At 61.7% G+C, this 25,579-nt stretch carries 21 protein-coding genes; 13 read left to right on the top strand and 8 right to left on the bottom strand.

The window, feature by feature from the left end:
• Positions 1 to 109 precede the first annotated feature (109 nt).
• Positions 110 to 1,564, top strand: coding sequence for a S1C family serine protease (locus tag L6758_RS03860; RefSeq protein ID WP_237204560.1), 1,455 nt, complete (start codon positions 110 to 112; stop codon positions 1,562 to 1,564).
• Between the two features lie 130 nt (positions 1,565 to 1,694).
• Here the strand turns inward: L6758_RS03860 and L6758_RS03855 are convergent, their stop codons facing one another.
• A complete protein-coding gene (locus L6758_RS03855) occupies positions 1,695 to 2,162 on the bottom strand; it encodes a tRNA (cytidine(34)-2'-O)-methyltransferase (protein WP_237194408.1) in 468 nt (155 codons plus the stop codon).
• Positions 2,163 to 2,308: 146 nt separating this feature from the next.
• Here L6758_RS03855 and L6758_RS03850 point away from each other — a divergent pair, with 146 nt between their 5' ends.
• The 10 genes from L6758_RS03850 (at position 2,309) to secA (ending at position 15,363) form a co-directional block, all read left to right on the top strand.
• Positions 2,309 to 3,541 (top strand): cysteine desulfurase family protein, encoded by a 1,233-nt coding sequence (locus L6758_RS03850; protein ID WP_237204559.1) that lies wholly within the window; start codon positions 2,309 to 2,311, stop codon positions 3,539 to 3,541.
• 208 nt (positions 3,542 to 3,749) lie between these two features.
• Positions 3,750 to 4,943, top strand: coding sequence for a tRNA 2-thiouridine(34) synthase MnmA (gene mnmA / locus L6758_RS03845; RefSeq protein ID WP_237204558.1), 1,194 nt, complete (start codon positions 3,750 to 3,752; stop codon positions 4,941 to 4,943).
• Positions 4,944 to 5,088: 145 nt separating this feature from the next.
• A complete protein-coding gene (locus L6758_RS03840) occupies positions 5,089 to 5,469 on the top strand; it encodes a chorismate mutase (RefSeq protein ID WP_135011492.1) in 381 nt (126 codons plus the stop codon).
• Between the two features lie 59 nt (positions 5,470 to 5,528).
• A complete protein-coding gene (locus L6758_RS03835; protein ID WP_237204557.1) occupies positions 5,529 to 6,635 on the top strand; it encodes a hypothetical protein in 1,107 nt (368 codons plus the stop codon).
• Between the two features lie 68 nt (positions 6,636 to 6,703).
• Positions 6,704 to 7,387, top strand: a complete 684-nt coding sequence (gene mtrA / locus L6758_RS03830; RefSeq protein WP_237199799.1) for an MtrAB system response regulator MtrA — start codon at positions 6,704 to 6,706, stop codon at positions 7,385 to 7,387.
• A gap of 3 nt (positions 7,388 to 7,390) precedes the next feature.
• The gene (gene mtrB / locus L6758_RS03825; protein ID WP_237204556.1) at positions 7,391 to 9,094 is read left to right on the top strand and encodes an MtrAB system histidine kinase MtrB; all 1,704 of its coding nucleotides are present in this window, start codon (positions 7,391 to 7,393) and stop codon (positions 9,092 to 9,094) included.
• Positions 9,084 to 10,778, top strand: a complete 1,695-nt coding sequence (locus L6758_RS03820) for an LpqB family beta-propeller domain-containing protein (RefSeq protein WP_237204555.1) — start codon at positions 9,084 to 9,086, stop codon at positions 10,776 to 10,778. Before mtrB ends, L6758_RS03820 begins: the two co-directional genes overlap by 11 nt.
• Before the next feature lie 67 nt (positions 10,779 to 10,845).
• The gene (locus tag L6758_RS03815) at positions 10,846 to 11,682 is read left to right on the top strand and encodes a ComF family protein (protein ID WP_237204554.1); all 837 of its coding nucleotides are present in this window, start codon (positions 10,846 to 10,848) and stop codon (positions 11,680 to 11,682) included.
• 151 nt (positions 11,683 to 11,833) lie between these two features.
• Positions 11,834 to 12,481, top strand: coding sequence for a ribosome hibernation-promoting factor, HPF/YfiA family (hpf, locus tag L6758_RS03810; protein WP_237185830.1), 648 nt, complete (start codon positions 11,834 to 11,836; stop codon positions 12,479 to 12,481).
• Between the two features lie 230 nt (positions 12,482 to 12,711).
• The gene (gene secA / locus L6758_RS03805) at positions 12,712 to 15,363 is read left to right on the top strand and encodes a preprotein translocase subunit SecA (protein ID WP_237204553.1); all 2,652 of its coding nucleotides are present in this window, start codon (positions 12,712 to 12,714) and stop codon (positions 15,361 to 15,363) included.
• A gap of 107 nt (positions 15,364 to 15,470) precedes the next feature.
• Here secA and hisN read toward each other — a convergent pair whose 3' ends face one another.
• The 4 genes from hisN to L6758_RS03785 form a co-directional block, all read right to left on the bottom strand.
• Positions 15,471 to 16,265, bottom strand: a complete 795-nt coding sequence (gene hisN, locus L6758_RS03800) for a histidinol-phosphatase (protein WP_423817180.1) — start codon at positions 16,263 to 16,265, stop codon at positions 15,471 to 15,473.
• 18 nt (positions 16,266 to 16,283) lie between these two features.
• On the bottom strand, positions 16,284 to 17,372 hold the full coding sequence (rsgA, locus tag L6758_RS03795) for a ribosome small subunit-dependent GTPase A (RefSeq protein ID WP_237204551.1): 1,089 nt from the start codon (positions 17,370 to 17,372) through the stop codon (positions 16,284 to 16,286).
• On the bottom strand, positions 17,372 to 18,739 hold the full coding sequence (aroA, locus tag L6758_RS03790; protein WP_237204550.1) for a 3-phosphoshikimate 1-carboxyvinyltransferase: 1,368 nt from the start codon (positions 18,737 to 18,739) through the stop codon (positions 17,372 to 17,374). The genes rsgA and aroA overlap by 1 nt, the downstream gene beginning before the upstream one ends.
• A 143-nt stretch (positions 18,740 to 18,882) precedes the next feature.
• Positions 18,883 to 19,413 carry a DoxX family membrane protein gene (locus L6758_RS03785; protein WP_237204549.1) on the bottom strand — a complete coding sequence of 177 codons (531 nt, stop codon included), beginning with the start codon at positions 19,411 to 19,413 and terminating at the stop codon, positions 18,883 to 18,885.
• 236 nt (positions 19,414 to 19,649) lie between these two features.
• Between L6758_RS03785 and L6758_RS03780 the strand changes: the two genes are divergently transcribed.
• Positions 19,650 to 20,348, top strand: coding sequence for a sigma-70 family RNA polymerase sigma factor (locus L6758_RS03780; RefSeq protein WP_237204548.1), 699 nt, complete (start codon positions 19,650 to 19,652; stop codon positions 20,346 to 20,348).
• A gap of 14 nt (positions 20,349 to 20,362) precedes the next feature.
• A complete protein-coding gene (gene rsrA, locus L6758_RS03775; RefSeq protein WP_237204547.1) occupies positions 20,363 to 20,644 on the top strand; it encodes a mycothiol system anti-sigma-R factor in 282 nt (93 codons plus the stop codon).
• A gap of 55 nt (positions 20,645 to 20,699) precedes the next feature.
• Here rsrA and L6758_RS11145 read toward each other — a convergent pair whose 3' ends face one another.
• The 3 genes from L6758_RS11145 to L6758_RS03765 all read right to left on the bottom strand — a co-directional run bounded on the left by L6758_RS11145 (position 20,700) and on the right by L6758_RS03765 (position 25,454).
• Positions 20,700 to 20,774, bottom strand: coding sequence for a 50S ribosomal protein bL37 (locus L6758_RS11145; protein WP_371300742.1), 75 nt, complete (start codon positions 20,772 to 20,774; stop codon positions 20,700 to 20,702).
• A gap of 159 nt (positions 20,775 to 20,933) precedes the next feature.
• On the bottom strand, positions 20,934 to 21,533 hold the full coding sequence (locus tag L6758_RS03770; RefSeq protein WP_135011505.1) for a GDSL-type esterase/lipase family protein: 600 nt from the start codon (positions 21,531 to 21,533) through the stop codon (positions 20,934 to 20,936).
• Between the two features lie 174 nt (positions 21,534 to 21,707).
• Positions 21,708 to 25,454: a multifunctional oxoglutarate decarboxylase/oxoglutarate dehydrogenase thiamine pyrophosphate-binding subunit/dihydrolipoyllysine-residue succinyltransferase subunit gene (locus tag L6758_RS03765; protein WP_237204546.1), complete on the bottom strand. Its 3,747-nt coding sequence runs from the start codon at positions 25,452 to 25,454 to the stop codon at positions 21,708 to 21,710.
• Positions 25,455 to 25,579: the final 125 nt, after the last annotated feature.

The following is a 25,579-nucleotide window of genomic DNA, read 5'->3' as shown; positions in this document are numbered from 1 at the left end:
ACGGTTCATCTTCAGCACAGACCGTTAGCGCATAGTGGGAGCTAAGAAAACACTGTATACACCTGAATCCGGTGCATACCCTCAGACCTTATAAAGAAAGCTGCTTGAGATGTCACAGAACTCATGGGAACCCACTCCCGATTCGTCGTCCGCTGATCGCACCGTTCCTATGAACCAGCAGCAGGTTGCGGCCTTCGCCGCGGGCGCCTCCAGCCAGGACGACCCCACCACCGCTTTTGCTGCCCAGCAGGCTCCTGCCGCCGGGGCCTACGCCTACGCAGGCGCTCCCTCCGGTGCTGCCTACACCGGTGACTACGCTGCTCCTGCCGGCCAGCCCGAACAGAACAAGGGCAAGCACGCAACCCGCACCGTCCTAGCAGCAGCTGCTATCGCTGCCCTGGTCGGTGGCGGTATCGGCGGTGGGGTAGTAGCCGCAACTTCCACCGGTTCAGCCTCAAGCATCACAACCGCCAGCTCGGGCACCACCATCGTCAATAACACCGACTCCGTCAACGCTGTCACTGCTGCTGCTGCCAAGGCAACCCCCTCCACTGTCACCATCGCAGCCACCTCATCGAACGCGTCCGGCTCCGGCTCCGGCGTTATTCTCGATGCTGAGGGGCACATCCTCACCAACACCCACGTGGTCACCCTCGACGGGGCCACCGCTAACGCCGCCATTGAAGTTCAGCTTGCCGATGGTAGCGTCCGCTCCGCCACCGTGGTTGGCACCGACCCCACCAGCGACCTGGCCGTCATTAAGCTGGACGATACCAGTGGCCTGACCCTCACCCCCGCTACCCTGGGCGACTCTGATGCCCTGAATGTTGGCGATACCACCGTAGCCATCGGTGCACCCCTGGGACTGTCTAACACCGTGACCACCGGTATCGTCTCGAACCTGGTACGAACCATCGAGGTAGCCTCATCGGCAGCCGATGAATCCACTAGCGACTCCGGCAGCAGCACCACCGACCCCTTCGGCAGCTCGCCCTTCCAGTTTGAGATTCCCGGCCAGCAGAGTCAGAGCACCTCTTCAAGCTCCACTATCGCCATCAACGTCATCCAGACCGATGCTGCTGTGAACCCCGGCAACTCAGGCGGCGCCCTCATCAACTCTGATGGCGAAGTAATCGGTATCAACGTGGCCATTGCCTCCACCGACTCATCCAGCACCTCCACCAGCGGCAACATTGGCGTTGGCTTCGCTATCCCCATTAACTACGCCAAGCGAGTGGCCGAAGAAATCATTGCTAACGGTTCAGCTACTCACGGCATGCTCGGCGCCACAGTCTCCACCTCACCTGCTAATAACGACGCTTCCGAAGCCTTCGGCGACGGCGCCCTGATTCAGGAGGTTACCAGCGGCGGCGCAGCCCAAGCCGCCGGCCTGAAGTCAGGCGATGTTGTCACCGCCGTTGACGGGCGCAGCATCAGCGAGGCAGCCGAGCTGACCGCCGCCGTCCGCCAGGCAGCAGCGGGTGACACCGTCACCCTTACCGTTGAGCGCAACGGCTCAACCCAGCAGGTCACCGTGACCCTGGGGGACGCCGCTAACAGCTAGAGACATCAAAGGCTCTGCAGGCTCACGCTCGCTGTCGACCCTCTTGCCTGGTTCGCTTCGCTCACGAGGCAATTCACGCCAGCCCCGGGCCAACAGCTTCGCTGTGAACCTGCAGAGCCTACTTTTGTGACTAAATTGCTCCACCTGCAAAGCCGTGCTGGCGCCAGGCCTCAAACACCGCAATCGAGGCGCTGTTGGCCAGGTTGAGGGAGCGGCGGCCCGGAACCATCGGAATCTTGACCCGCTGGGTAACGTGCGGGTCGTTCTGTACATGCTCGGGCAGCCCGACCGACTCGGGGCCGAACATGAGTACGTCCCCCTCTTGGTAGTCAATATCAGCGAAGTTAGTGGTGGCCGTGGTGGTAAAAGCAAAGACGCGGGCCGGGGCTAGGGCCTCCCAAGCGTCCTCGAGGGTCTCGTGCACGGTCATGACCGCCAGGTCATGGTAGTCGAGGCCAGCTCGGCGCAGGTTAGCGTCCTCAAAGTTAAAACCTAAGGGCTTGACCAGGTGCAGCTCTGCGCCGGTGATAGCTGCAAGGCGAATCGCGTTACCGGTATTGCCGGGAATTTCAGGAGTATAAAAAAGAATCTTGAACACCCCAACAGTTTACGCGCCCGCTGCGAAATAAAAGCGCGATGGGAGCTGTTGAGAGGGTGAAGCAGTCCATAGCCTGCCCTAAGAGCGGGGGAGTATGATGGAAGGCTGAATTGTTTTGACCGCCCGCCACGGAAAGGCCAGCGCCCATGCCCCGGGTCTACCTGGACCACGCCGCCACCACTCCCATGCTCCCTCAGGCTATCGATGCCGTGGTGGAGCAGATGAAAATTGGCGGAAACCCCTCGTCCCTGCATTCAGCGGGCCGTTCTGCCCGCGCTACCGTTGAGTACGCCCGCGAGCGCATTGCCCGAGTGGCCGGCTGCGATGCTGCCGAGATTATCTTTACCTCCGGTGGTACCGAGGCAGATAACCTGGCCATCAAGGGGCTCTACTGGAAACGTCGTGAAGCCAACCCTGCTGCGACTCGCATTGTTGGCTCGGGCATCGAGCATCATGCCGTGGGCGATGCCGTGGAGTGGTTGCAGGCCCACGAGGGGGCCGAGGTGAGCTGGGTAGCTCCGGACGCCAGCGGTGTAGTCAGTGCCGAAGCGGTTCGACAGGCGGTGGGCGAGAGCCCAGAGACGGTTGCCCTGGTCACCGTCATGTGGGCCAACAACGAGGTGGGCACCGTGCAGCCCGTCGCAGAAATCGCCGCGGTAGCTGCTGAACTCGGCATTCCCTTTCACACGGATGCCGTCCAGGCCTTTGGCACCCTGCCGGTGAACTTCAAGGAATCCGGCGCCACCACCATGGCCATCTCAGCCCACAAAATTGGCGGGCCCATGGGAATCGGCGCCCTCATCGCCACCCGCAGCGCCCAGCTCATGCCCGTACTCCACGGCGGCGGGCAGGAACGCTCCGTGCGCTCAGGAACCATTGACGCCGCCTCTATCGCGGGCTTTGGCGCAGCAGCTGCCGAAGCAGGGCAGAACCTACTCGCCGAAGCAGGCCGCCAGGCCGAATTGCGAGACCGCCTGATTGAGGGCGTCCTCGATGCTGTCCCCGAAGCCCAGCTGCGCGGGGCCGCCCCCGAAAGCGCCCAGGACCGAGCAGCCGGCATCTTCAGCCGCCTGCCCGGCAACGCCCACTTCACCTTCCCCGGGTGCGAGGGGGACTCCCTGCTCTTCCTGCTTGATATGGCTGGAGTTGAGTCCTCCACCGGGTCAGCCTGCAATGCCGGGGTGCCCCGCCCCTCCCACGTCCTGCTGGCTATGGGTCTGAGCGAGGACGAGGCCCGCGGAGCCCAGCGCTTCACCCTGGGGCATACTAGCACCGAGGACGACGTCACCGCCCTTCTTACCGCCCTGCCCGGTGCCTGGGCCCAAGCCAAAAAGGCAGGTATGGCGGGCCACGCCCCGGACGCCGCTCGCTGGAACTAAGACTGGCTGGGCGAGGGCAGGGCGCGGCAGACCGACCGCTGGGAATGTCGGGTAGGACGGCGGGCCGGGCAGGCACCTGGCCGCGACCCTCTCGGGACTCGCGCGGGGCGCTCGCCCGATTCACGCCAGCCCCGAGCCAGCGGCCAGGGCTGCCTGCCCGCCCCACCGCCCATCAACGTCAACGATTACTGGATATAGGACTTAAAACATGAAAATTCTTGCTGCTATGAGCGGTGGCGTGGACTCGGCCGTTGCCGCCGCCCGCGCCGTTGAGGCCGGCCACGAGGTGGTCGGCGTGCACCTGGCGCTCTCCCGCATGCCCGGAACCCTGCGCACCGGCTCCCGCGGCTGCTGCACCATCGAGGACTCCATGGACGCCCGCCGGGTCTGCGACCAGCTGGGGATCCCCTTCTACGTCTGGGACTTCTCCGAGCGGTTTAAGGAGGACGTGGTCGATGATTTTATCTCCGAGTACGAGCATGGCCGCACCCCCAACCCCTGTATGCGCTGCAACGAAAAGATCAAGTTCGCGGCCCTGCTGGAGAAGGCTGTGGCCCTGGGCTTTGACGCGGTAGTGACCGGACACTATGCCAAGGTCATTACGGACGAGAACGGCAACCGGGAGCTGCACCGCGCAGCCACCTGGGCTAAGGACCAGTCCTATGTTCTGGGCGTGCTGACCCACGAGCAGCTCAAGCACGCCTGGTTCCCCCTGGCTGATACCCCCTCCAAGGACGAGGTGCGCGCCGAGGCCGCCGAACGCGGCTTCTCGGTAGCTAAGAAGCCCGACTCTTACGACATCTGCTTTATTCCCGAGGGCGATACCCGCGAGTGGCTCGAAGAGCACATCGACATGACCGAGGGCGATATCAAGGACACGGACGGACGCGTGCTCGGCAAGCACCGCGGCTCCCAGGCCTTTACTGTGGGCCAGCGCAAGGGGCTGGCCATTGGGCACCCTGCCCCCGACGGTAAGCCCCGCTTCGTGCTAGAAATCCGCCCCAAGACTAACGAGGTCATCGTGGGCGGTAAGGACCTGCTCGAAATTGACGAGATCCGCGGTATCCGCGAAACCTGGGCCGGTCTACCCGTAGAAGAAGCTGCAGCCTTCCTATCCGAAGAGCCCGTAGAAGGTGCCCGCTCGGCGTCCTTTGACGTCACCGCCCAGGTACGAGCCCACGCAGACCCGGTGCCCTCAACCGCCCACCTGGAATGGGTAGCCGACGACGAAGCCGCTGAGCCCGGTGCCCTGCGCCTGGAAACCGTGGTGCGCCTGCACGAGAAACTGCGCGGTGTGGCTCCTGGCCAGACCATGGTGATTTACCAGGGCACCCGCGTGCTGGGCCAGTCCACCATCGCCCGGGCCTACAGCCTGGACCGGGCAGATATCACTGCTCAGTAATAGTTTCCGTGAGTAGGTGAAGCAGGCTCGGCAGCGAGCGCCAGCCCGCTGAACCTTTTGAAGCTTCTACACCCGGATAAGTCCACAGGGTGAAATCTGTGGGCTTGCCCCTGCAAACAGCACCTGAGGTTTTTAGACTAAACACATGAACACAACTCCGAAGGCCCACGACGTGCAGGCCCACGCTGACTTCGATACCCGTGCCACTTCGATGGCCGGGGTCGACCCGGCCGTCCTGGAAGAACTTTTCACTATGCGTCAGACCATCGACAACATGGACGCAGCCCTGGTGCATATTCTTGCTGAGCGTTTCCGCGCGACCCAGCGCGTCGGCCACCTCAAGGCTGAGCATTCTCTGCCGGCGGGGGACCCGGGGCGGGAGGAAGCCCAGATTAAGCGCCTGCGCTCGCTGGCTGAAGCTGCCCACCTTGACCCGGAGTTTGCCGAGAAGTTCCTGAACTTCATTATTTCTGAGGTTATAAGGCACCACGAGAAGATTGCGGCTGAGGCCGAACAGAAGTCCTAGCCGCTCAACTTTCAGTCCGCAATGCTACAGCCACCGGTAGGTGGCAGAAAGAGTTCCCTATGCCTGTATCGAGGCCTGCTCGTCCTGCCCCCTACCTGCCGACTGACGCCGAAATGCTGGCTGCCCGCAAGGACTTAGAGAGCCCGCTGACCTTTGAGGAGCACCTGACGGTTCGGGCTACCGGCCTGGGCGCCTGGGCTGGGAGTGATGTGCTTGATGCGGTGACCCGTATCCGCGGTGAGCTGGGGGAGCCCCATATTAGTTACCTGCCGGAGCTGGCCGACCGGGGCTACCGGGCAACCCTGCTGGCACGGTCTATCGCGGCCCTGGAAGGGCTGAGCGCGGACGGCACCGCCGCAGGTTGGCGGCTCACGGGTGGCTATGCCGCTGAGGGGGAGGCTGCCAGGTCGCTCCTGGAATCTGATATCAATATCCTGGCGGACGTCGTGGGGAAGGAAAGCGGAGCTGCCCCCGGAACCATTAAGTTGCGTCTTCTGGGGCCGTTGAGCCTAGCTGCCAGTACCTACTTAACCAGTGGCGAGCGCGTCCTCTCAGATCATGGTGCCCGACGCGATGTTGCCGAGGCCCAGCGGGCTGGTTTTCACGGTGTTGTGAAGCTGCTGCGGCAGGCTGTGCCCGGTGCGCAGGTGCTGGTGCAGGTAGAAGAGCCCCTGCTGGTTGAGGTGGCGGCAGGTCAGCTGCCGACCTCTAGCGGCTACCGTACCCTGCGGGCTGTGCCGCGTCATGAGCTGGTGGCCCTGCTGGGGGCCCTGCATGATGAGCTAGAGGGCTTGGGCGCTCAGGTGGTCACCCGTACTGATTATGTGAAGCTGCACCCTGAGGTCAGACAGACTCTTGCTATCCCCCTGCTGTCGATGGCAGGCCAGCCTACCTCGGCCTGGGAAGCCCTAGCCCCCCGCCTAGAAGCTGAGCGGGGGCTTTACCTAGAGGTTGTTGACCCGCTGGTCCGGGTGCCTGCTGGCGACCTGGCCCGGGGGCTGTGGAGTACCTGGTCGGATCTTGGTCTGGGGAAGAAGCTTCTCAACCAGCTGGTGCTGACCGAAACCGGTAGCCTGGCTGCCACTGACCCGCAGCGGGCTACTACCGTTCTGGGGCACCTGACCGAAACAGCCCGTGCCCTGTCTGAAATCGCCCAAGACGCCTAAACCGGCTCACCGCCTAACCCCGGTACACTAGGGGGAGGCCCATTGTGAACCTCACCAGGAGACCCACCGTGAAAGAAACCATTCTTGTAGTTGATGACGACGATGCCCTGTCAGAGATGGTCGGTATCGTGCTGGCGCAAGAGGGCTACGAGACGGTCTTCTGCGACGCCGGTGACCGTGCCTTTGAGGCTTTTGCCACCCACCACCCCGACCTGATTCTGCTGGACTTCATGCTGCCGGGTATGGACGGCATTGAGGTCTGCACCCAGATTCGCGGGGAGTCGGACGTGCCCATCATCATGCTGACGGCTAAGGGCGATACCGAGGACGTGGTCAAGGGGCTGGAGGCTGGCGCTGACGACTACATGACCAAGCCCTTCAAGCCCGCTGAGCTACTGGCCCGCGTCCGCGCCCGTCTGCGCCCGCGTGAAGACCGCCATAACGAACCACTGCGCATCGGCAATCTCACCATTGACTTGGCAGGGCACACTGTGAGCCGCGAGGGCGAAACGATTCAGCTCACCCCCCTCGAATTTGAACTTCTGGCGAACCTGGCCCGCCAGCCCGGCCAGGTCATGACCCGCGAGGCCCTGCTGGGCAATGTGTGGGGCTACGAAAAGACCGTCGATTCCCGCCTGGTCAACGTGCATATTCAGCGTCTGCGCGCCAAGATTGAGCGCGACCCCGAGAACCCCGAGATCGTGCTGACCGTGCGCGGTGTGGGCTACAAGGCCGCAGCAGGCCACCGCTAACCCGTGGCTGGTACTTCACCTCGCGCGTCCGCTCGGACTACCGCCCCCGCAGGCCCCTCCCGGGTCTACGGGCCGCTGACCAGCGCCCGCAGGCTCTGGCAACAGTCCCTACAGTTTCGCGCTGTGGTGGCCGCGGCCGGCCTGCTGCTGGTTGCATTCATCTTTGTGGGGTCTTTTATCTCCCACCAGATCGCTAACTCCCTCTTCCGCGGCAACCTGGAACAGGCCCTCGAAGAGTCATCGGCCGGTTTTAGCAACGTGCAGACCCTCATCAACAGCTCTGACGCGACCGGCCGCACCGAGATTCAACGCGATGTCTCTCGTTTCTTGACCGTACTTGAGAGCAGTAGCGCCGATAGCAACCGCAACTGGGTGCTCCTCAAGGACGCGAACGCCACCACCGATGGCTTTATCGTGGAGCAGGCCCAGAGTAGCGAGGTCACGGTCAGCGACGTGCCCCAGGCGCTCGCCCAGAGCGTGAGTGAGGGCACGGGGATTTACTGGCAGTCTTCGAGTATTACCTCAGCGGACGGACGCCGCACCCCGGTTCTGGTGGTCGGCACCAGTATCTCGATACCCCAGAACCCCGACTACTCCCTGTACCTGATTTATGACCTGTCGACCTCGCAGGCGACCGTGCAGTATATCAACCTGGTGGTTTGGGTGGGCTTCGGCGTGCTTCTGGTCGTGGTGCTAACTATCGTGTGGATGATTGCCCGTTTTGTGATTCGCCCGATTAGTTCTACCGCTATTACCGCTGAGAAACTGGCAGCCGGTGACCTTGACCAGCGTGTGCTGGTGCGCGGCCAGAACGAGACGGCGCGCCTGGGTATGTCTTTTAACCGTATGGCCGACTCCCTGCAAGACCAGATTTCTCGCCTTGAGAAGCTGTCAACCATGCAGCAGCGCTTTGTTTCTGACGTGTCGCACGAGCTGCGTACCCCGCTCACCACGGTGCGCATGGCCGCCGATATGCTGCACGATAACCGCGACAACATGGAGCCCCTCTATAAGCGCTCCACCGAGCTGCTCTATAACCAGGTGGACCGCTTCGACTCCCTGCTGGCTGACCTGCTCGAAATTTCCCGCTTCGACGCCGGCTCCCAGACCCTCGATACGGTGTCGGTCGATTTCATGGCCGTGCTCGATGAGGTACTCAAGGCCGTAGAGCCCCACCTGATTCGCACGAATACCAGTTTGACCGTGCACACCGACCACACCGAGATTATGGTCGATATGGACCACCGCCGCATTGAGCGAGTGCTGCGCAACCTGCTATTCAACGCCGTAGAGCACTCCGAGGGTCAGCCCATCGATGTATACGTGGATGCCACCGAAAGCACCCTGGGCGTTGCCGTGCGTGACCACGGTATCGGCCTGAGCCCCGAAGAAACCGAGCAGGTCTTCAACCGCTTCTGGCGGGCTGACACCTCCCGCAAACGTACCCTGGGCGGTACCGGCCTGGGGCTCTCTATCGCCGCCGAGGACGTCCGCCTGCACCAGGGCACCCTTGAAGCCTGGGGCATCAAGGGGCAGGGGGCCAGCTTCCGCATGACCATCCCCATTGACCAGGACGTGCCCATGGGCCCCTCCCCGGTCTTGCTGAGCGGCGAGCCGCTGCCCGCTCCGTCCGCTCCGGATACCGGTGCCACCCCGGCCGTGAACCCCGACGCCTCAAACCCCTCGGAGCCCACCGTTGAACCCTAACCTTTCCCGCCGGTCAGCTCTCGGCCTGGCCCTGAGCTCTCTCGCGACCCTCACCGCCTGCGCCGCTATTCCCACCGACGGCGAAGTCAACCACTACGCCGACCCTCAGGCTACGGGTAGCACCTCCACCAGCGGCAGCTCACCCGAAGGTCCTGCTCCCGGGGCCCGGCCCACCGAGATCATCGAGGGCTTCTTGCACGCCGGGGTAGGGGTGAAGGACGACTACAGCGTAGCCAGGCTCTACCTGACCGAAGACCTGGCCCAGTCCTGGAAGCCGGACGGGCGCACACTGGTCTACAACTCATCCTTCACCACGGCCTCCGTCAGCGACTCAAGCTACCTGGTCACCGTGCCCACGAGCACCCTGGTTGACGATAAGGGCCTGGCTACCTCCTACACCACAGTGGCCGATACCGAGGTAGAGTTCACCCTGCGTCAGGTCGACGGGGAGTGGCGCATCTCCTCCGCTCCCGACGGAACGGTGCTGAGCAGAAACGAATTCGCGGACGTCTTCAACCCCTTCACCCTCTACTTCTACGACCCTACCTACACCTATGCTGTGCCCGATGTGCGCTGGTTCGCCGAGCGCACCACGGTAGCTACCTCCCTGGTGAGGGTGCTCCTCGAGGGGCCTGCTCCCTACCTTACCGGGGCTGTTGCTACCGCAGTACCTGCCGATACCAGCTTGACCCGGAACTCCGTTCCTATCAATAACGGAGAGGCTGATATCCAGCTCTCTGGGGGCTCCGCCCTCACCGCAGCTAGCGCCCTGGAAACTGAGCGCCTGCGCACCCAGCTCACCCAGACTCTCACTACTCTTGCTTCAGTCACCACGGTTCAGCTCACCATCAACGATCAAATCGTTGCGGCCCCTACCCTCGAGAACTACCGGGAACCCGCCGTTAACCCTGAGGCTGCCAGTAACATCGTGGGCATTGAAGATAATCGCCTCATTGCACGGGCAGCCCTGGACGATACAGCTAGCCAGCAGACCATCGTTGAGACCTCAGCCCAGGCCCTTATTACCCTGCCCGCTATGAACTACACCCGTAACTACTACGCCTACACCAATACAGGGCAGAATGAGGTGTGGCTGGCTAATTCCAACGGTGCCCGCTCGGTTTACCGGGGTACCCATGTGTTGGCTCCTTGTTTTGACCACCAGAACTGGTTGTGGGTGGGGGAGCAGGACGGCTCCGTGCGGGTTATCGCCGCAGGCCAGGAAGATAGTAGCGCTAAGGACGTCACCAGCTGGACGGACGGGGAACTCCTGCACAGTATTTCTATCGCCCGTGACGGTAGCCGAGCTGTGTTGGTGACGTCATCTGTTGACGGAAGTAATTACGGGGCCTGGGTATCTGCTATCCGCCGATCGGCAGACGGCACCCCCACTGAGCTCCTTGACCCCGTACAACTGGGGGCAGACATGAGCCCGCGGGGTGCAGAATGGGTCAGCGACGTTGAGGTCTTTCTCTGGAATAGCGATACCACCCAGACCGAGCTGGTTTCGTTGACCGGTGAAAATGCCCAGTACGATTCCCTGCAGGGCATTACCCGCATCGTTACGGGTAACGGTATCGACCAGGCAGTAGCTATGACCCGCGACGGTGGGCTCTATATCGTTGCGGGCCTGAGCTGGACCCGCATCGAAAGTAGTCTCAGCCAGATCAACTACTCTGGCTAGAAGATTGGTCCGGATAAGTTATCCCTATAGGTAGAGGCCCCACCGATGAGACGGCCATGCTGGGGTAATGACGTCCACCCACCCGAACCGAGTATCACTACCCGATATTCTCACCAGCTGGAAACAGACCACCGAGCTCATCTTTCCCAGGGTCTGTGCCAGCTGTCAGACCTTCGGGCCAAGCATGCTGGGCGCTGGCGCCCTCTGCCCTCTCTGCGATCAGCTGGTGCGTCTGGCTACCCTCAACCTGCAGACCACAACCCTGCCGGGTACCCGGCTACCGGTGGTGTCTGCTGGCCGCTACGAGCACGAGCTGGGGCGTTGCGTCCTTGCCTACAAGGACGCCGGCCGCACAGACCTGAGCCCCTACCTCGCTTCGGCTCTGGCCCGGGCCCTAACCTGCCTGTTAGAGCTGAGCGAGGGCGAGCTGGAGCCCGCAGAACCCATCTATCTGGTTCCCCTGCCATCGAGCAGAGCTTCTGCCCGACGGCGAGGCTACGCCCCCGCCCCGCTCCTGGCCCGTGCAGTGCTGCCCCTGTTGCGCTCCCCGGTGCCGGTCAAGGTGGCGGACGCGCTCGCCCAGGTTCCTGCCTGGAAGCGGGGAATGCGCGGTGCCAAAGGTGCCCAAGCCCAGAAAACACTGGGCCTCGAAGAGCGCCACCGGCAGATGCAGGGAAAACTTACCCTGGGCAAGCCTGCCCTGCACCAGCTGGGGCGTTACTACCGTCTAGAGGGGGCCCGCTGTCTGTTGGTTGACGATGTGTTTACCACCGGAGCCTCCCTGAAGGAGGGCCACCGGGTGCTGACCAGCCAGGGCGCCACCGTGCTGGGAGGGGCAACGATTGCCTATGTTCCCAAGCGGCAGCCATATAGCACAGGGGAATCTAGGCCACCAAAATATTGAGCTCTTCCTGCGAAAAGAACCGTAAAAGGCTTAAAAAAATGACTTAGACCACAAAAGGGCGTAGAGTTGCGTTAAGGAATCCACAAGATAGATTCCCCAATACCCGGCAGTCACAGGGTCGGGTATTCACCCCCTGAGAATGGAGGGAATTGTGGAACTCAACATCACCGGCCGCAACGTCAAAGTAAGTGAACGTCTGCAGGAACACGTTGAAAGTAAAATCACCAAGTTCGAAGCCCTTGGCGACAACGTAACCGACATCGAAGTCAAGTTCACCAAGGAAGGCCAGAACGGCCCCGCCGCGATCCGAGTGGAAATCACCGTCATCGGACGCGGCCCCGTGCTCCGAGCAGAAGCAACCGGTCAAGATAAGTTCGCAGTTTTCGACGAAACCTATGGCAAGCTCCTAGAGCGCCTCCGCCGCGCCCGCGACCGTCGCAAGACCCGCCGCGCAGGGGGCAAGCACCCCATCTCGGTCTCAGAAGCCACCGGCTCACTGCCTGTCATCACCGACCAGGTCGCCCTCACCGAAATTCAGACTGACGACCTGCCGGTTGAAGAAGCAGCTTTTGCTGGCGAATACGACCTGCACGAAGAGGCAGATTCGCCCATCGAAATCCGTCAGAAGAGCTTCCCCGCCGACCACCTGACCCCTGAAGAAGCGGTTGACCGCATGGAGCTGGTTGGCCACGACTTCTTCCTCTATGTCGATAAGGCAACCGGATCCCCCGCAGCGGTCTACCGCCGCAAGGGCTGGTCCTACGGCGTCATTACCCTCGAAGAAGGTACTACCGACTAAGGTCGATACCCGCCCGGCCTAGGGCCCTCTGCCATACCCCTACCGCAGGTAGGGGAGCGCAGGGGGCCCTGCCCTGTGCCCGGCCCTACCCCTGTGAATCTAAAAGGTAGGCCCGTCAAGCCCACAGGTGAACGGCCCCAGCCCGTTTGCGGACTAAACTAGAATAGAGTGAGCACGGTGGGCTCACCCTGCCCACCTCCCATACCAAACCAATCAAGGAGCAAACTTCAGTGGCATCTCTCTTGGAAAAGCTACTCCGCAGCGGAGACCAAAAAGTCCTCAAGCAGCTGCGTGCTTACACCGATGCAGTGAACTCACTCGAAGACAGCTTTGTTGCGATGAGCGACGCCGAGCTACGCGCTGAGACCGACGCCTTCCGCAAGCGCGTTGAGGACGGCGAGTCACTGGACCTTCTGCTCCCCGAAGCTTTTGCTGTGGTCCGCGAGGCGTCTAAGCGTACCCTGGGCAAGCGCCACTACGACGTTCAGCTTATGGGCGGTGCCGCCCTGCACCTGGGCAATATTGCCGAAATGAAAACCGGTGAGGGCAAGACCCTTGTTGCTACTGCCCCCGCCTACCTCAATGCCCTCTCCGGTAAGGGCGTGCACGTGGTCACCGTCAACGACTACCTGGCTGAGTACCAGGCTAACCTGATGGGGCGTGTCTTCCGTTTCCTGGGTATGGAGTCGGGCGTTATCTTGGCTAATCAGACCCCCGATGTGCGCCGGAAGCAGTACGAAGCCGACATCACCTACGGCACCAATAACGAGTTCGGCTTTGACTACCTGCGTGACAACATGGCCTGGACCAAAGAGGAACAGGTACAGCGCGGGCACAACTTTGCCATCGTCGATGAGGTTGACTCTATTCTGATTGACGAGGCCCGTACCCCGCTGATTATCTCTGGCCCCGCCATGGGCGAGGCCAACCGCTGGTACGGTGAATTTGCCCGTATTGCCCGCACTCTGGTTGCCGGGGAAGATTACGAGGTTGATGAGAAGAAGCGCACCGTGGGTGTGCTCGAATCGGGTATCGATAAGGTCGAAGACCACCTGGGCATTGAAAACCTCTACGAGCCGCAAAACACCCCCCTGATTGGCTTCCTCAACAACGCTATTAAGGCCAAGGAACTCTTCAAGGGCAACAAGGACTACGTCGTGATGAACGGCGAAGTCATGATTGTTGATGAACACACCGGCCGTATTCTGGCAGGCCGCCGCTACAACGACGGCATCCACCAGGCCATCGAGGCTAAGGAAGAGGTTGAGGTCAAGCCTGAAAACCAGACCATGGCGACTGTGACCCTGCAGAACTACTTCCGCATGTACGACAAGCTCTCGGGTATGACCGGTACCGCTGAGACCGAGGCTGCCGAGTTCATGAACACCTACGAGCTGGGTGTCGTGCCGATTCCGACCAACAAGGAAAAGCAGCGTATCGACCAGCCCGATAAGGTCTACAAGAACGAGATTGCCAAGTTCAACGCGGTGGTCAAAGATATCGAAGAGCGCCACGCTACCGGCCAGCCCGTGCTGGTAGGTACCACCAGCGTTGAGAAGTCTGAGTACCTCTCTAAGCTGCTGTCGAAGGCGGGCGTCCGCCACGAAGTTCTGAACGCTAAGAATAACGCCCGTGAAGCTGCCATCGTCGCCCAGGCTGGCCGCAAGGGTGCCGTCACCGTAGCAACTAACATGGCAGGCCGCGGTACCGACATCATGCTCGGTGGTAATCCCGAGTTTGAGGCCGTTGAGACCATGAAGACCCTGGGTCTTGACCCCAACGAGAAGCCTGAAGAATACGAGGCTAAGTGGCCCGAGGTGCTTGCCGCAGCGGAGCAGGCCTCTGCAGCCGAGCACGAAGAGGTCAAAGAACTAGGTGGCCTCTACGTGCTGGGTACCGAGCGTCACGAATCCCGCCGTATCGATAACCAGCTGCGCGGACGTTCGGGCCGCCAGGGCGACCCCGGCGAGTCCCGCTTCTACCTGTCACTGTCTGACGACCTGATGCGCCTCTTCAACGGCCAGGCAGCTGCCCGCCTGATGGCCGGTGCCCCCGACGATACCGCCCTGGAAGCCAAGATTGTTTCCCGCGTCATCGCCAACGCCCAGGGCCAGGTTGAAGCCCGCAACGCTGAGCAGCGCAAGAACGTGCTCAAGTATGACGATGTGCTCAACCGCCAGCGCGAGGCCATGTACAAGGACCGCGCCCAGATTCTGGCAGGCGATGACCTCAAGGAACAGATTGCCAAGTTCCGCACCGAGGTTATCACCTCAGCAATCGATGCCCAGGTAGGCGAAGGCCATGCCGAAGACTGGGACTTTGAGAAGCTCTGGGAGAACCTGCGCACCATCTTCCCGGTTACCATTACCCCCGAAGACCTGGCTGAAGAAGCTGGCGACAAGACCAAGGTCACCCGCGACCAGATCGTGAAGGAAGTACTGGCTGACGCTGAGATGCAGTACGGCGAGCGCGAAGAGTCCGTGGGTGAGGACGCCATGCGCGAGATTGAGCGCCGCGTGGTGCTCTCGGTCATCGGTAAGCGCTGGCCTGAGCACCTCTACGAGATGGACTACCTCAAGGAGGGCATCGGCCTGCGTGCTATGGCCCAGCGTGACCCCCTGGTGGAATACCAGCGTGAGGGTTATGCCCTCTACCAGAGCATGATGGGCGGTATTCGCGAGGAGACCGTGTCGATGCTCTACAGCGTGGACCTGTCGAAGCAGCGTACCCAGCAGTCGAAGATTCAGCTGAAGATTCCTGCCCAGCCTAAGTTCCTGCAGTACTCAGCTCCCTCTGAGTCCGGTAAGACCGAGGTGCATACCGAGGCAGTGAATGACCGCAGCAATGAGCAGATTTCGATTCTGAACCAGCGCAAGAAGTAACTCAGCATAGGAAACCGCTCAGACTAAAGGCCCCGAATCCTTGATGTAGGATTCGGGGTCTTTGGTCTAGGTTGAAGCGTTTAGCCCGGTCTCGTGAGACCCCGGCTTTAGAGGGTCTTGTCGGTCCCCAGATAGGAAAGGGCGGCCTCGTGCAGGTGGCCGTTGGTGGCTAGGGCGTTGCCGCCGTGGGGGCCGTCCGCTCCTGCCAGGGAGGTGAAGCGTCCGCCTGCTTCGGTCACGATGGGGACCAGGGCGGCCATATCGTAGAGGCCGAGTTCGGGTTCGGCGGCGGCGTCGACGACACCCTCTGCCACCATCATGTAGGACCAGAAGTCGCCGTAGGCTCGGGTGCGCCAGACGGTGTCGGTCAGGTCGATGAAGTTATTGCGCAGGCCCAAATCGCGCCAGCCGGTGAGGGAGGAGTAGGAGAGGGAGGCGTCCTCGAGCTGGGTGACAGAGGAGACCGAGATGCGGGTGGCCTTGGCGAGAGAGCGGCCGGTGTAGGCGCCGGTGCCTTCGGCTGCCCACCAGCGGCGCTGGAGGGCAGGGGCGGAGACGACGCCTACGACGGGCTTGCCGTGGTCGAGCAGGGCGATGAGGGTAGCCCAGACGGGCACTCCGCGCACGAAGTTTTTGGTGCCGTCGATGGGGTCGATGACCCACTGGCGGGGGGAAGACCCGGTTTCCCCGAATTCTTCACCCAGCACTGAGTCACGGGTGCGGACGCGGGACAGCTGGGAACGGATGAGCTGTTCGGCTTCGCGGTCGGCGTCGGTGACTGGGGTCAGGTCGGGCTTGGTGTCGACGGAAAAATCGTGGGAGGTGAACTTGGCCAGGGTGAGGCGGTCGACCGCATCAGCCATGATGTGGGCCAGGCGCAGGTCGTCGGTGTAGTTAGTCATAGTCATTTGCCTTGGGTTTTAGAGGTCTACGACGCCGAGTTCTTTCTCGGTGTCGCCGGTTTCTTCATCGACGCGCAGGAGCTTGCGCAGGGAGTCCAGGCGTTCGGGGCCTGCGGGGCCGGCCTGACCCGTTTCAACGTAGGCGGTCAGGCCGCAGTCGGGGGCGGATGCCGAGTGTGTGCAGCCCTTAGGGCAGTTGGCTGAACCAGGGGCAAGGTCGGTGAAGGAAGCGACCAGGGTGTCGGGCTCGACGTGAGCTAGGCCGAAGGAGCGGATACCGGGGGTGTCGATAATCCAGGTGCCGGGGGCTGCTTTCTGCGGTTGGAGGGCCAGGGCTGAGGACGAGGTGTGGCGTCCGCGGCCGGTTACAGCATTGACGTGCCCGGTAGCTCGTTCAGCCCCGGTCAGGGCGTTGACCAGCGTAGATTTGCCCACGCCCGAGTGACCCAGGAGAACGGAGACGGAGCCGTCCAGGTAGGTAGAAAGCTGGTCAACCAGGGTGGTGTCGAGGCCCTCGGAGCCTTCTTCGCTGGGGGCGCGCCCGTCCTTAGCCTTGGAGAGCAAAATAGTGAGCTCAACGTCCCGGTAGTAGTCCAGCAGCCACTGCGGGTGCTTGAGGTCGGTCTTGGTGATGCAGAGAATGGGGGTAAGCCCGGCGTCAAAGGCGGCGGCCAGGGAACGGTCGATAAAGCCGGTGCGGGGTTCGGGGTTTTCAGCTGCTACCACGATGACCAGGTTATCGGCGTTGGCTACCACTACGCGCTCGACGGGGTCGGTGTCATCAGCGCTGCGGCGCAGGAGGTTGGTGCGCTCTTCGATACGGACGAGACGGGCCAGGGTATCGGGTTTACCGCTGGTGTCTCCCACCAGGGCGACCTTGTCGCCCACCACGATGGGGGAGCGGCGTAGCTCGCGGGCGCGCACGGCGGTGACGACCCGTTCGCTACTCTTGCCCTCATCGAGTATGGCGGTGTAGCGGCCGCGGTCTACGGTGATAATGCGGCCAATCTCGGCGTCCTTGTGGGCAGGGCGGTCTTTGGTGCGGGGGCGGGAACCCTTCTTATTGGGGCGTACCCGTACATCGCTTTCATCCCAGGAGCGGCGCATTAGGCAGCACCTGCCTGCCACTGGTCCAGCATGTTCTGCCAGAGCCCGGTGAAGTTGGGTAGGGTCTTGGAGGTGGTCTCTACGTTTTCAACTACGACACCCGGAATAACCAGCCCCATGACGGCTGCCGCGGTGGCCATACGGTGATCAGCGTAGGTACGCATGAGAGTCCCGTGAGCTACGGGTGCGGTGACGCGAATGCCGTCTTCGGTTTCTTCAGCCCTACCACCGAGACGGTTGATCTCGGCGGTCAGGGCAGCAAGTCGGTCAGTTTCGTGCCCGCGCAGGTGGGCAATGCCGGAAAGGACGCTGGTTGCCGGCGAGAGAGCGATGAGGGCAGCGACGGTGGGGGCTAGCTCACCGGCCTCGGCCAGGTCGAGTTCAACACCGGGCAGTCCGGACGCCGCGCCGCCGGCAGGGCCGGTGACGATCAGGTTCCCGTCGGCTAGCTCCACCCGAGCCCCGAAGAGGGGCAGAATCTTCCGCCAGTGATCCCCACCCTGGGTAGTGGACTCAGGCCAGCGCGGAACCGTCACTGTTGCCCCGGTGGCAACCGCCGCTACCAGGAAGGGGCCAGCATTGGAGAGGTCAGGTTCAACGGTGACCTCAAAACCGGGGAAGCCACCGGGGGCAACCGTCCAGGTGTCCGTGCCGTTGAAGTCGACAGATATACCGAGCTCTCGCATGGTCTCAACGGTCATCTCGATATGGGGCATCGAGGGCACCGGGCCACCCACGTGCCGCAACACTAGGCCCCGCTCAAAGCGGCAGGCTGCCAGCAAAAGAGCTGAAACAAATTGGGAAGAACCCGAAGCATCAATGGTCAGCTCAGCTACCTGCACCGAACCGGAAGATTCCACGGTGAAGGGCAGGGAGCCGGTACCGGCGTCCTCAACCTCAACTCCCAGCCCTCGCAGGGCCTCAATTACCGGTAGCATGGGGCGCACCCGGGCATGTTCGTCGCCATCAAAATGGAAAGTGCCGGGCAGCAGGGCAGCTACCGGGGGTACAAAACGCATGACGGTTCCCGCCAGACCAACATCGATGGAGGCCTCACGGGGGGTGCGGTTAGAAAAATCAAGGGGAATGACCCGCAGATCGGGGCCAAAGACGCTACCGGTTTCGATCTCTTCGAACTGGGCGCCCAGAGAGGTCAGGGCAGCTATCATCAGCTTCGAATCCCGCGAATGCAGGGGCGCATGAATCACCGAGGGCGAATCGGCTAGGGCAGCTAGGAGTAGGTAGCGGTTAGTCAGCGACTTTGAACCGGGAATTTCCACCCGGGCATGAGCACCTTCGGGCACCGTGACGGTTGGTGCTAGCCAGTCTCCGTCGGCAACTTGGGGCTGCTGAGTCGCATCAACCACGAATAGAACCTACCTTGCTACTAGATTGAGGGCGTCCTTCCACCCTATTTTAGGTGGCTAGGGCGGCAAAGGGGAAAACCCCGCACCGAGATGGCACGGGGTTTATCAAAGTTCACGGGGCCTTGAGCCCTGCAAGCACCGCTTTAGGCGAAGAGGTCTTCAACCTTCTTCTGGGCGTCAGAGGCGGCGTCCTGAACATCAGATGCCAGCTGGTGAGACTTCTTCGCAACCTGGTCACCCAGCTTTGAAGCTCGCCAGGCCAGCGAAGGGTTACCGTCGGTGTCAACCGCTGAAATAGCGATTGCACCCAGCAGGGAACCGTTGACCACAGCGGCGTTACGACGGGCGGTCTTCTGCTCCTTGGTCTCAGCCTCAGCCGCGCGGTACTCAACATAGGAGTTGATGGCTCCGGTGGCCAGCAGGACGGTAGACGAAAGGCGAGGCAGCTTGCCCAGAGCGAAGAGAGCACCGGCGGCTACCTGGGAGCCAGCCAGAGCCTGGCCGACCAGCTTCTCCTGGCCACGCAGGACAGCAAGCTGAGGGGCAGAGGTTGCAGCCAGGTTGACGACCTTAGCCAGGTGCTTGGACGATTCGGGGTCACGTAGACGGTCAACACCCGAGATGATGAAGCTTGAAGCCAGCAGGGGGCGGGCAAAACGGCGAACCAACGACATGAGTTCCTCCTTCACGGGGTGTGTGGCCCCATTACGGTGTATCACAGATACCTAACACTACTAAGCATACATATAGACCGGTAGGTTCAGCCACTTTACAGCACCACCAGCACAAAAAACTCTAACTCCAGGGGAATAAACGCCGCTGGCTGTCGTTATACCTGGCGTACTCGGCGCCAAGCTGTGCCCCAGGGCAGGTACAGTAAGACAAAAGACCACCGCACACCTGGAGGGAAATGACAACCACGCCCCCGGCCCCCAGCACCGACCCTGCGCCGACCACAGACGTCCTTACCCCTGAAGGCGCTGAACCAGACCTGCGCTCCCAGGAAACCGACGCCGAACGTAAAGCCCGCTTCGAACGCGAAGCCCTCATGTACGTCGACCAGCTCTACGCCGCTGCCCTGCGCATGGCCCGCAACCCGCAGGACGCTGAAGACCTGGTTCAAGAGGCCTACATGAAAGCCTTCTCCGCCTTCCACCAGTACAAGCCAGGCACCAACCTCAAAGCCTGGCTCTACCGCATTCTCACCAACACCTACATCAACGTCTACCGCAAGCGTCAGCGAGAGCCATACCAGGCCAATACCGACACCGTCGAAGACTGGCAGCTAGCCCGGGCAGGAGCTCACGACTCCAAGGGCCTACCCTCAGCTGAAAATGAAGCCCTCGCCCACCTGCCAGACAGCGATATCAAAGAAGCCCTCCAGTCCATCCCCGAAGACTTCCGCATGGCCGTCTACTACTCAGACGTTGAAGGCTTCTCGTATAAGGAAATCTCCGACATTATGGACACCCCCATCGGTACGGTCATGTCCCGCCTCCACCGGGGTCGTAAACTCTTGCGCGATAAGCTCACCGACTACGCCGCCGAACGCGGTATCAAGACCAGCACCACCGGCAAGGCCGGTACCAGCAAAACTGCCAGCGCCTAAGAAAGGAGCCGCCCATGACAACCACAAGCACCTCGCAAACTGCAACCCCCTGCGAAGAACGCCTGGCAAAGATTTACACCTACATTGATGATCCACTCAGCTGCCAGGATCTAGAAGAACTCCAAGCCCACCTGGCCGAGTGCGAAACCTGTGCCAAGGAGTACGACCTTGAGTGCATCATCCGCCAGGCCGTGCGTCGCACCTGCAAGGAAACCGCCCCGGTCGACCTTAAAAGCCGAATTCGAGCCTGCATTGATGAGATACACACCGAAGAAGGGCACCCGGCTGCCAGCTAGGCCATAGCAAAGGGCCCCTACTCGCTACAGCGAGTAGGGGCCCTTGTCGATTGCCTTATGAGTTGGGGCGCTTACCGTGGTTAGCGCTACCCTTACGGCGATCCTTACGCTTGCGACCGCGCTTGCTCATGAGAGCCTCCTTGATCAAGGTGGAGTGCCCGTCAGGATAACGGAGCACAAATGGTCGATAGCACCTTAGAATAGGCACTTCTCACTATTTTCGCATACCTTGGCGAGCTTTGCACACCCCGGGGTTGGTCACAGGGGCAGGCACCTGCCAGAGACTTCCTTAAACGGGCTCTGAAATCTGAAGCCAGTTGTACCAGCCGCGGTGCAGGACCAGCCAGGCAATCAGGCCGTAGCCGGACTGACCGGGGCGGCCATCGTTCGCTGCCAGGTCATTGCGCCACTGCTCATGGTGCAGCAGGGGGTTGAAGGTATCAACGTAGACGTGGTTACGGCGGGTCACCACATCGGCGTAGGCTGCCGACAAATCGGCAATCTTGCGATTACGCTCAGCATCGAGAGTGGGCGGGGGGCCAACAACCAGAACCTTCACGTTGTTCTGGGAGGCCATATCAACCATGTTCGCCAGGTTCAGGCGGGAGCGGGCGCTGGTGAGGCCCAGGTCGATGTCGAAGGTTGAGGGGGCAATGACCAGGCGGTTCTCGTGGCCCTGGGCAAAGCGACGGCTGGCTTCTTCAAACCAGCGAGCATTGAGCTGTTCACTGCCCTCACCGGGAGCTGCCAGATTATAGGCAGAGATAGAGGCAGAAGTCTGAGGGGTACGCGCCATAACGCGCCCGAACCACCCGAGGGTGCGGGGGTCCCCGACGCCTGCGAGCAGATCATCGCCAACGGCTACAAGTCGAATTTTTCGCTGATCCACGTGTTTCTTTCTACAAGGTTGAGGGCTAGGTCGCCCCGCAACGTTGGTCTCGTTCGTTCTGTACCAGTCTAAACCCTGGAGCCTGCCAGCGCACGGTGGGCGCACCGCAAACAGGCAGTGCCCGAATCCTGACGGGCAAGATTCGGGCACTGGGAGCTGAGCGAGCGCCCTGCTTTAGCGGTCGAATACCTCGGAGATGAGGTTATCGAGCTCGCGCTGGTGACGCTTACCGGTACCGGCTGCGGGGGAAGCGGCTGCCGGGCGGGAAATCAGCTTCATGCGGTAGTCAATCTGGGGGAGCAGGTTAACCGCCATGAAGGGCCACTGGCCCTGGTTAGCAGGTTCGTCCTGGGCCCAGACCAGTTCCGCATTGGGGTAGGCAGCAATCTGCTCCTTGATCTCTGCGGACGGCAGGGGGTAGAGCTGCTCGACTCGCACAATTGCGGTGCTCTTGTCGCCGCGCTTAGCGCGCTCTGCTTCCAGGTCGTAGTAGAGACGGCCCGAGACGAAGACCAGGCGGGTCACGTCAGCGGGGTTCAGGTTACCCTGATCCTCGATGATGGGCTTGAAGCTACCGCTGGTGAAGTCTTCAACCGATGAGGCTGCTGCCTTGAGACGGAGCAGCTGCTTGGGGGTGATGACAATCAGGGGCTTGTGCGGGCGGGAGTGGGCCTGGCGGCGCAGCAGGTGGAAGTGGTTAGCCGGGGTTGAAGGAACAGCAACGGTCATGTTGTTCTCGGCGCACAGCTGCAGGTAGCGCTCCATGCGGGCCGATGAGTGGTCGGGGCCCTGGCCCTCAAAACCGTGGGGGAGCAGCAGCACCAGTGAGGAACGCTGGGCCCACTTCTGCTCTGCTGACGAGATGAACTCATCAACGATGGTCTGGGCGCCGTTGGCGAAGTCGCCGAACTGGGCCTCCCAGAGCACCAGGGAGTCCGGGCGCTCTACGGAGTAGCCGTACTCGAAGCCCATAACACCGTACTCGGAGAGCAGGGAGTTGTAGATGGAGTACTTACCCTGGGTTTCTGAGAGGTTAGCCAGGGGGTTCCACTCTTCGTCGGTCAGCGAATCATGGAGCACGGAGTGACGCTGGACGAAGGTGCCGCGCTGGACGTCCTGACCGGTCAGGCGGACGTCACGACCCTCCAGCAGCAGGGAGGCAAAGGCAGCGAGTTCGCCAAAGCCCCAGTTGATGTCACCTTCGGTGGACATCTTCACGCGCTGCTCCAGGAGCTTCTTGAGCTTCTTGTGCACGGTAAAGCCCTCAGGAATATTGCCGAAGGCCTGGCCGATCTGGGCCAGGGTCTCAGCCGAGATGGCGGTCTCGCCGGCAACGTGCACAGAGTCCTCATTCTGCTGGGCTGCGGGGCGCTCGATGTTTGAGACAGCGGCGGCGTCTGCGGTGACCAGGGGAGCGGACGACGACTGGGCCTCGTGGGTCTCAGTGAAGATCTGCTCCAGGCGGGACTGGTAGTCCTTGAGAGCGCGCTCGGCCTCGTCCTGGGAGATGTCACCGCGACCAACTAGGGACTCAGTGTAAATCTTGCGGGTTGAGGGTAGCTCCTCAATCTGCTGGTACATCTTAGGCTGGGTCATCGAGGGGTCATCGGCCTCGTTGTGGCCGCGGCGGCGGTAGCAGACCAGGTCGATGACGACGTCCTTGTTGAAGGCCTGACGGTAGGCGAAGGCGATGGAGCCTGCGCGGACAACAGCCTCGGGGTCGTCCGCATTGACGTGCAGGACGGGTGCCTGAATCATGCGGGCGATATCGGTGGAGTAGGTGGCGGTGCGGCCATCGCGCGGGGTGGTGGTGAAACCAACCTGGTTGTTGACCACGATGTGAACGGTACCGCCGGTGGTGTAGCCCTCAAGCTTAGACATCTGCAGGGTTTCCATCACGATGCCCTGACCGGCGAAGGCCGCGTCACCGTGCACCAGGATCGGCAGTACGGGGTAGTTGCCGATGCCCTGTTCAGCCAGGGTATCCTGCTTAGCGCGGACGATACCCTCAAGCACGGTGTTGACGGCTTCAAGGTGGGAGGGGTTAGCGGCCAGGTAGACCTGGGTCTGGTTGCCGTTGTGGGAGGTGAAGATACCCTCGGTGCCCAAGTGGTACTTGACGTCACCGGAGCCGCCGGTCAGACGGGGGTCCATCTGACCCTCAAACTCGCGGAAAATCTGGGCGTAGGACTTACCCGCAATGTTGGTCAGTACGTTGAGGCGGCCGCGGTGGGCCATACCGATGCCGACCCCATTCAGGCCAGCGTCTGCTGCTTCAGAAATCACCGAGTCAAGCAGAGGAATCAGGGATTCGCCGCCCTCCAGCGAGAAGCGCTTCTGGCCCAGGTACTTGGTCTGCAGGAAGGTTTCGAAAGCTTCAGCGGCGTTCAGGGTGCCCAGCACACGGAACTGCTCGTCACGGGAGGGCTTGGTGTAGCCGTGCTCCAGGCGGTCTTGGAACCACTGGCGCTCTTCGGGGTTCTCGATGTGCATGTACTCCACACCCATGGTGCGGGTGTAGGCCTCGCGCAGCAGCTCAAGAATGGTGCGCAGGGGCAGGGATTCCTTTTCGCCGAAGCCACCGGTGGGCCAGTAGCGGTCAAGATCCCAGAGGGTCAGGCCGTAGTTCTCCAGACGCAGGTCGGGATGGGAGAGCATCTGGTAGCCAATGGGGTTGGTCTGGGCAATCAGGTGGCCGCGCACGCGGAAAGCGTGAATAAGCTGCTGGATACGGGCAACCTTAGAAATTTCTGCTTCGGGGTTGACCTGGTTATCACGAGCCCAACGGACGGGCTCGAAGGGGATGCGCAGATCCTCAAAAATCTGGTCGTAGAAGCCGTCGCCACCGAGCAGGTAGTGCTCCACAATCTTGAGGAACTCGCCGGAACCTGCGCCCTGGATGACGCGGTGGTCGTAGGTGGAGGTGAGGGTTAGAATCTTGGAGACACCGTTGCGGGCGATGACCTTTTCTGAGGTACCGCGGTACTCTGCGGGGTAGTCAAGGGCACCTGCACCGATGATAGCTGCCTGGCCCTTGGAGAGGCGGGGCACGGAGTGGACGGTACCGATACCGCCGGGGTTGGTCAGTGAGACGGTGGTGCCTGCGAAGTCCTCAACGCCGAGCTTGCCTTCACGGCCGCGCTTGACGATGTCGTTGTAGGCTTCCCAGAACTCTGAGAAGGAGAGCTTCTCTGCACCCTTGATGTTGGGTACAACCAGGTTGCGGGAGCCGTCGGGGCGGGGTAGGTCGATGGCCAGGCCGAAGTTAACGTGGGCGTGCTGGATAGCGGCGGGCTTGCCCTTGGCGTCCTCACCGTAGCTGACGTTCATGGAGGGGAAGGCCGCAAGAGCGCGGATGATGGCGTAGCCGATGATATGGGTGAAGGAGACCTTACCGCCGCGGGTGCGGGCCAGGTAGCTGTTGATTTCGGTGCGGTTATCGATCAGCAGCTTGGCGGGGATAGCGCGGACGGTGGTTGCGGTGGGCACGCTCAGTGACTCGTCCATGTTGGCGGCAACCGCCTTGGCGGGGCCGCGCAGGGTAACAATCTGGTCTTCTTGGGGAGCGTCGCTCACGGGTTCTTCCTTCGGGGTGGCGGGCTTGGTCGCTGAGGGGTTGCTTGCCTTGGGAGCTGCCTGCGGGGCTGACTTGGGGTCAGCTTCAGGGGCAGAGGTCTTGGGAGTGGAGGGAACGGGGGCCTTGGCGGGCTCTTCCTTGGCCGGTGCGGACGCCGCAGCAGGCTCCTTTGCCTGCTGCGAGCTGGGTGCGCTGCCGGTTGTGCCTGCCCACTGGTCAAACAGGGGCCACCACGTTTCGTCGACTGAGTTGCGGTCTTGCTCGTACTTCTCAAAGAGCTCTTCGACGAGCCACTCGTTACCCGCGAACTCTTCGGGAACAGTATGTTCTGGCTGGTTTGGCACTTCTCTTACGCCTCTTCCATCTCTTGTGATTGCTGGGTGCCAAAACCGCTTTTGGCACGAGGTGGGCGGGCATCGCACACTACATTGGGCGCGTGATGTACCGCATATCTTTGTCTAGTTTAGAA

It is taken from the genome of Rothia nasimurium, assembly GCF_928382285.1.
GTDB lineage: Bacteria > Actinomycetota > Actinomycetes > Actinomycetales > Micrococcaceae > Rothia > Rothia nasimurium_E.
This window is presented reverse-complemented; position numbering and strand designations above follow the sequence as displayed.

Coding starts and splice junctions, on each gene's coding strand:
- L6758_RS03860 (WP_237204560.1), top strand. CDS start 110: ATGTCACAGAACTCATGGGAACCCACTCCCGATTCGTCGTCCGCTGAT.
- L6758_RS03850 (WP_237204559.1), top strand. CDS start 2,309: ATGCCCCGGGTCTACCTGGACCACGCCGCCACCACTCCCATGCTCCCT.
- mnmA (WP_237204558.1), top strand. CDS start 3,750: ATGAAAATTCTTGCTGCTATGAGCGGTGGCGTGGACTCGGCCGTTGCC.
- L6758_RS03840 (WP_135011492.1), top strand. CDS start 5,089: ATGAACACAACTCCGAAGGCCCACGACGTGCAGGCCCACGCTGACTTC.
- L6758_RS03835 (WP_237204557.1), top strand. CDS start 5,529: ATGCCTGTATCGAGGCCTGCTCGTCCTGCCCCCTACCTGCCGACTGAC.
- L6758_RS03815 (WP_237204554.1), top strand. CDS start 10,846: ATGACGTCCACCCACCCGAACCGAGTATCACTACCCGATATTCTCACC.
- hisN (WP_423817180.1), bottom strand. CDS start 16,265: ATGACTAACTACACCGACGACCTGCGCCTGGCCCACATCATGGCTGAT.
- rsgA (WP_237204551.1), bottom strand. CDS start 17,372: ATGCGCCGCTCCTGGGATGAAAGCGATGTACGGGTACGCCCCAATAAG.
- L6758_RS03785 (WP_237204549.1), bottom strand. CDS start 19,413: ATGTCGTTGGTTCGCCGTTTTGCCCGCCCCCTGCTGGCTTCAAGCTTC.
- L6758_RS03780 (WP_237204548.1), top strand. CDS start 19,650: ATGACAACCACGCCCCCGGCCCCCAGCACCGACCCTGCGCCGACCACA.
- rsrA (WP_237204547.1), top strand. CDS start 20,363: ATGACAACCACAAGCACCTCGCAAACTGCAACCCCCTGCGAAGAACGC.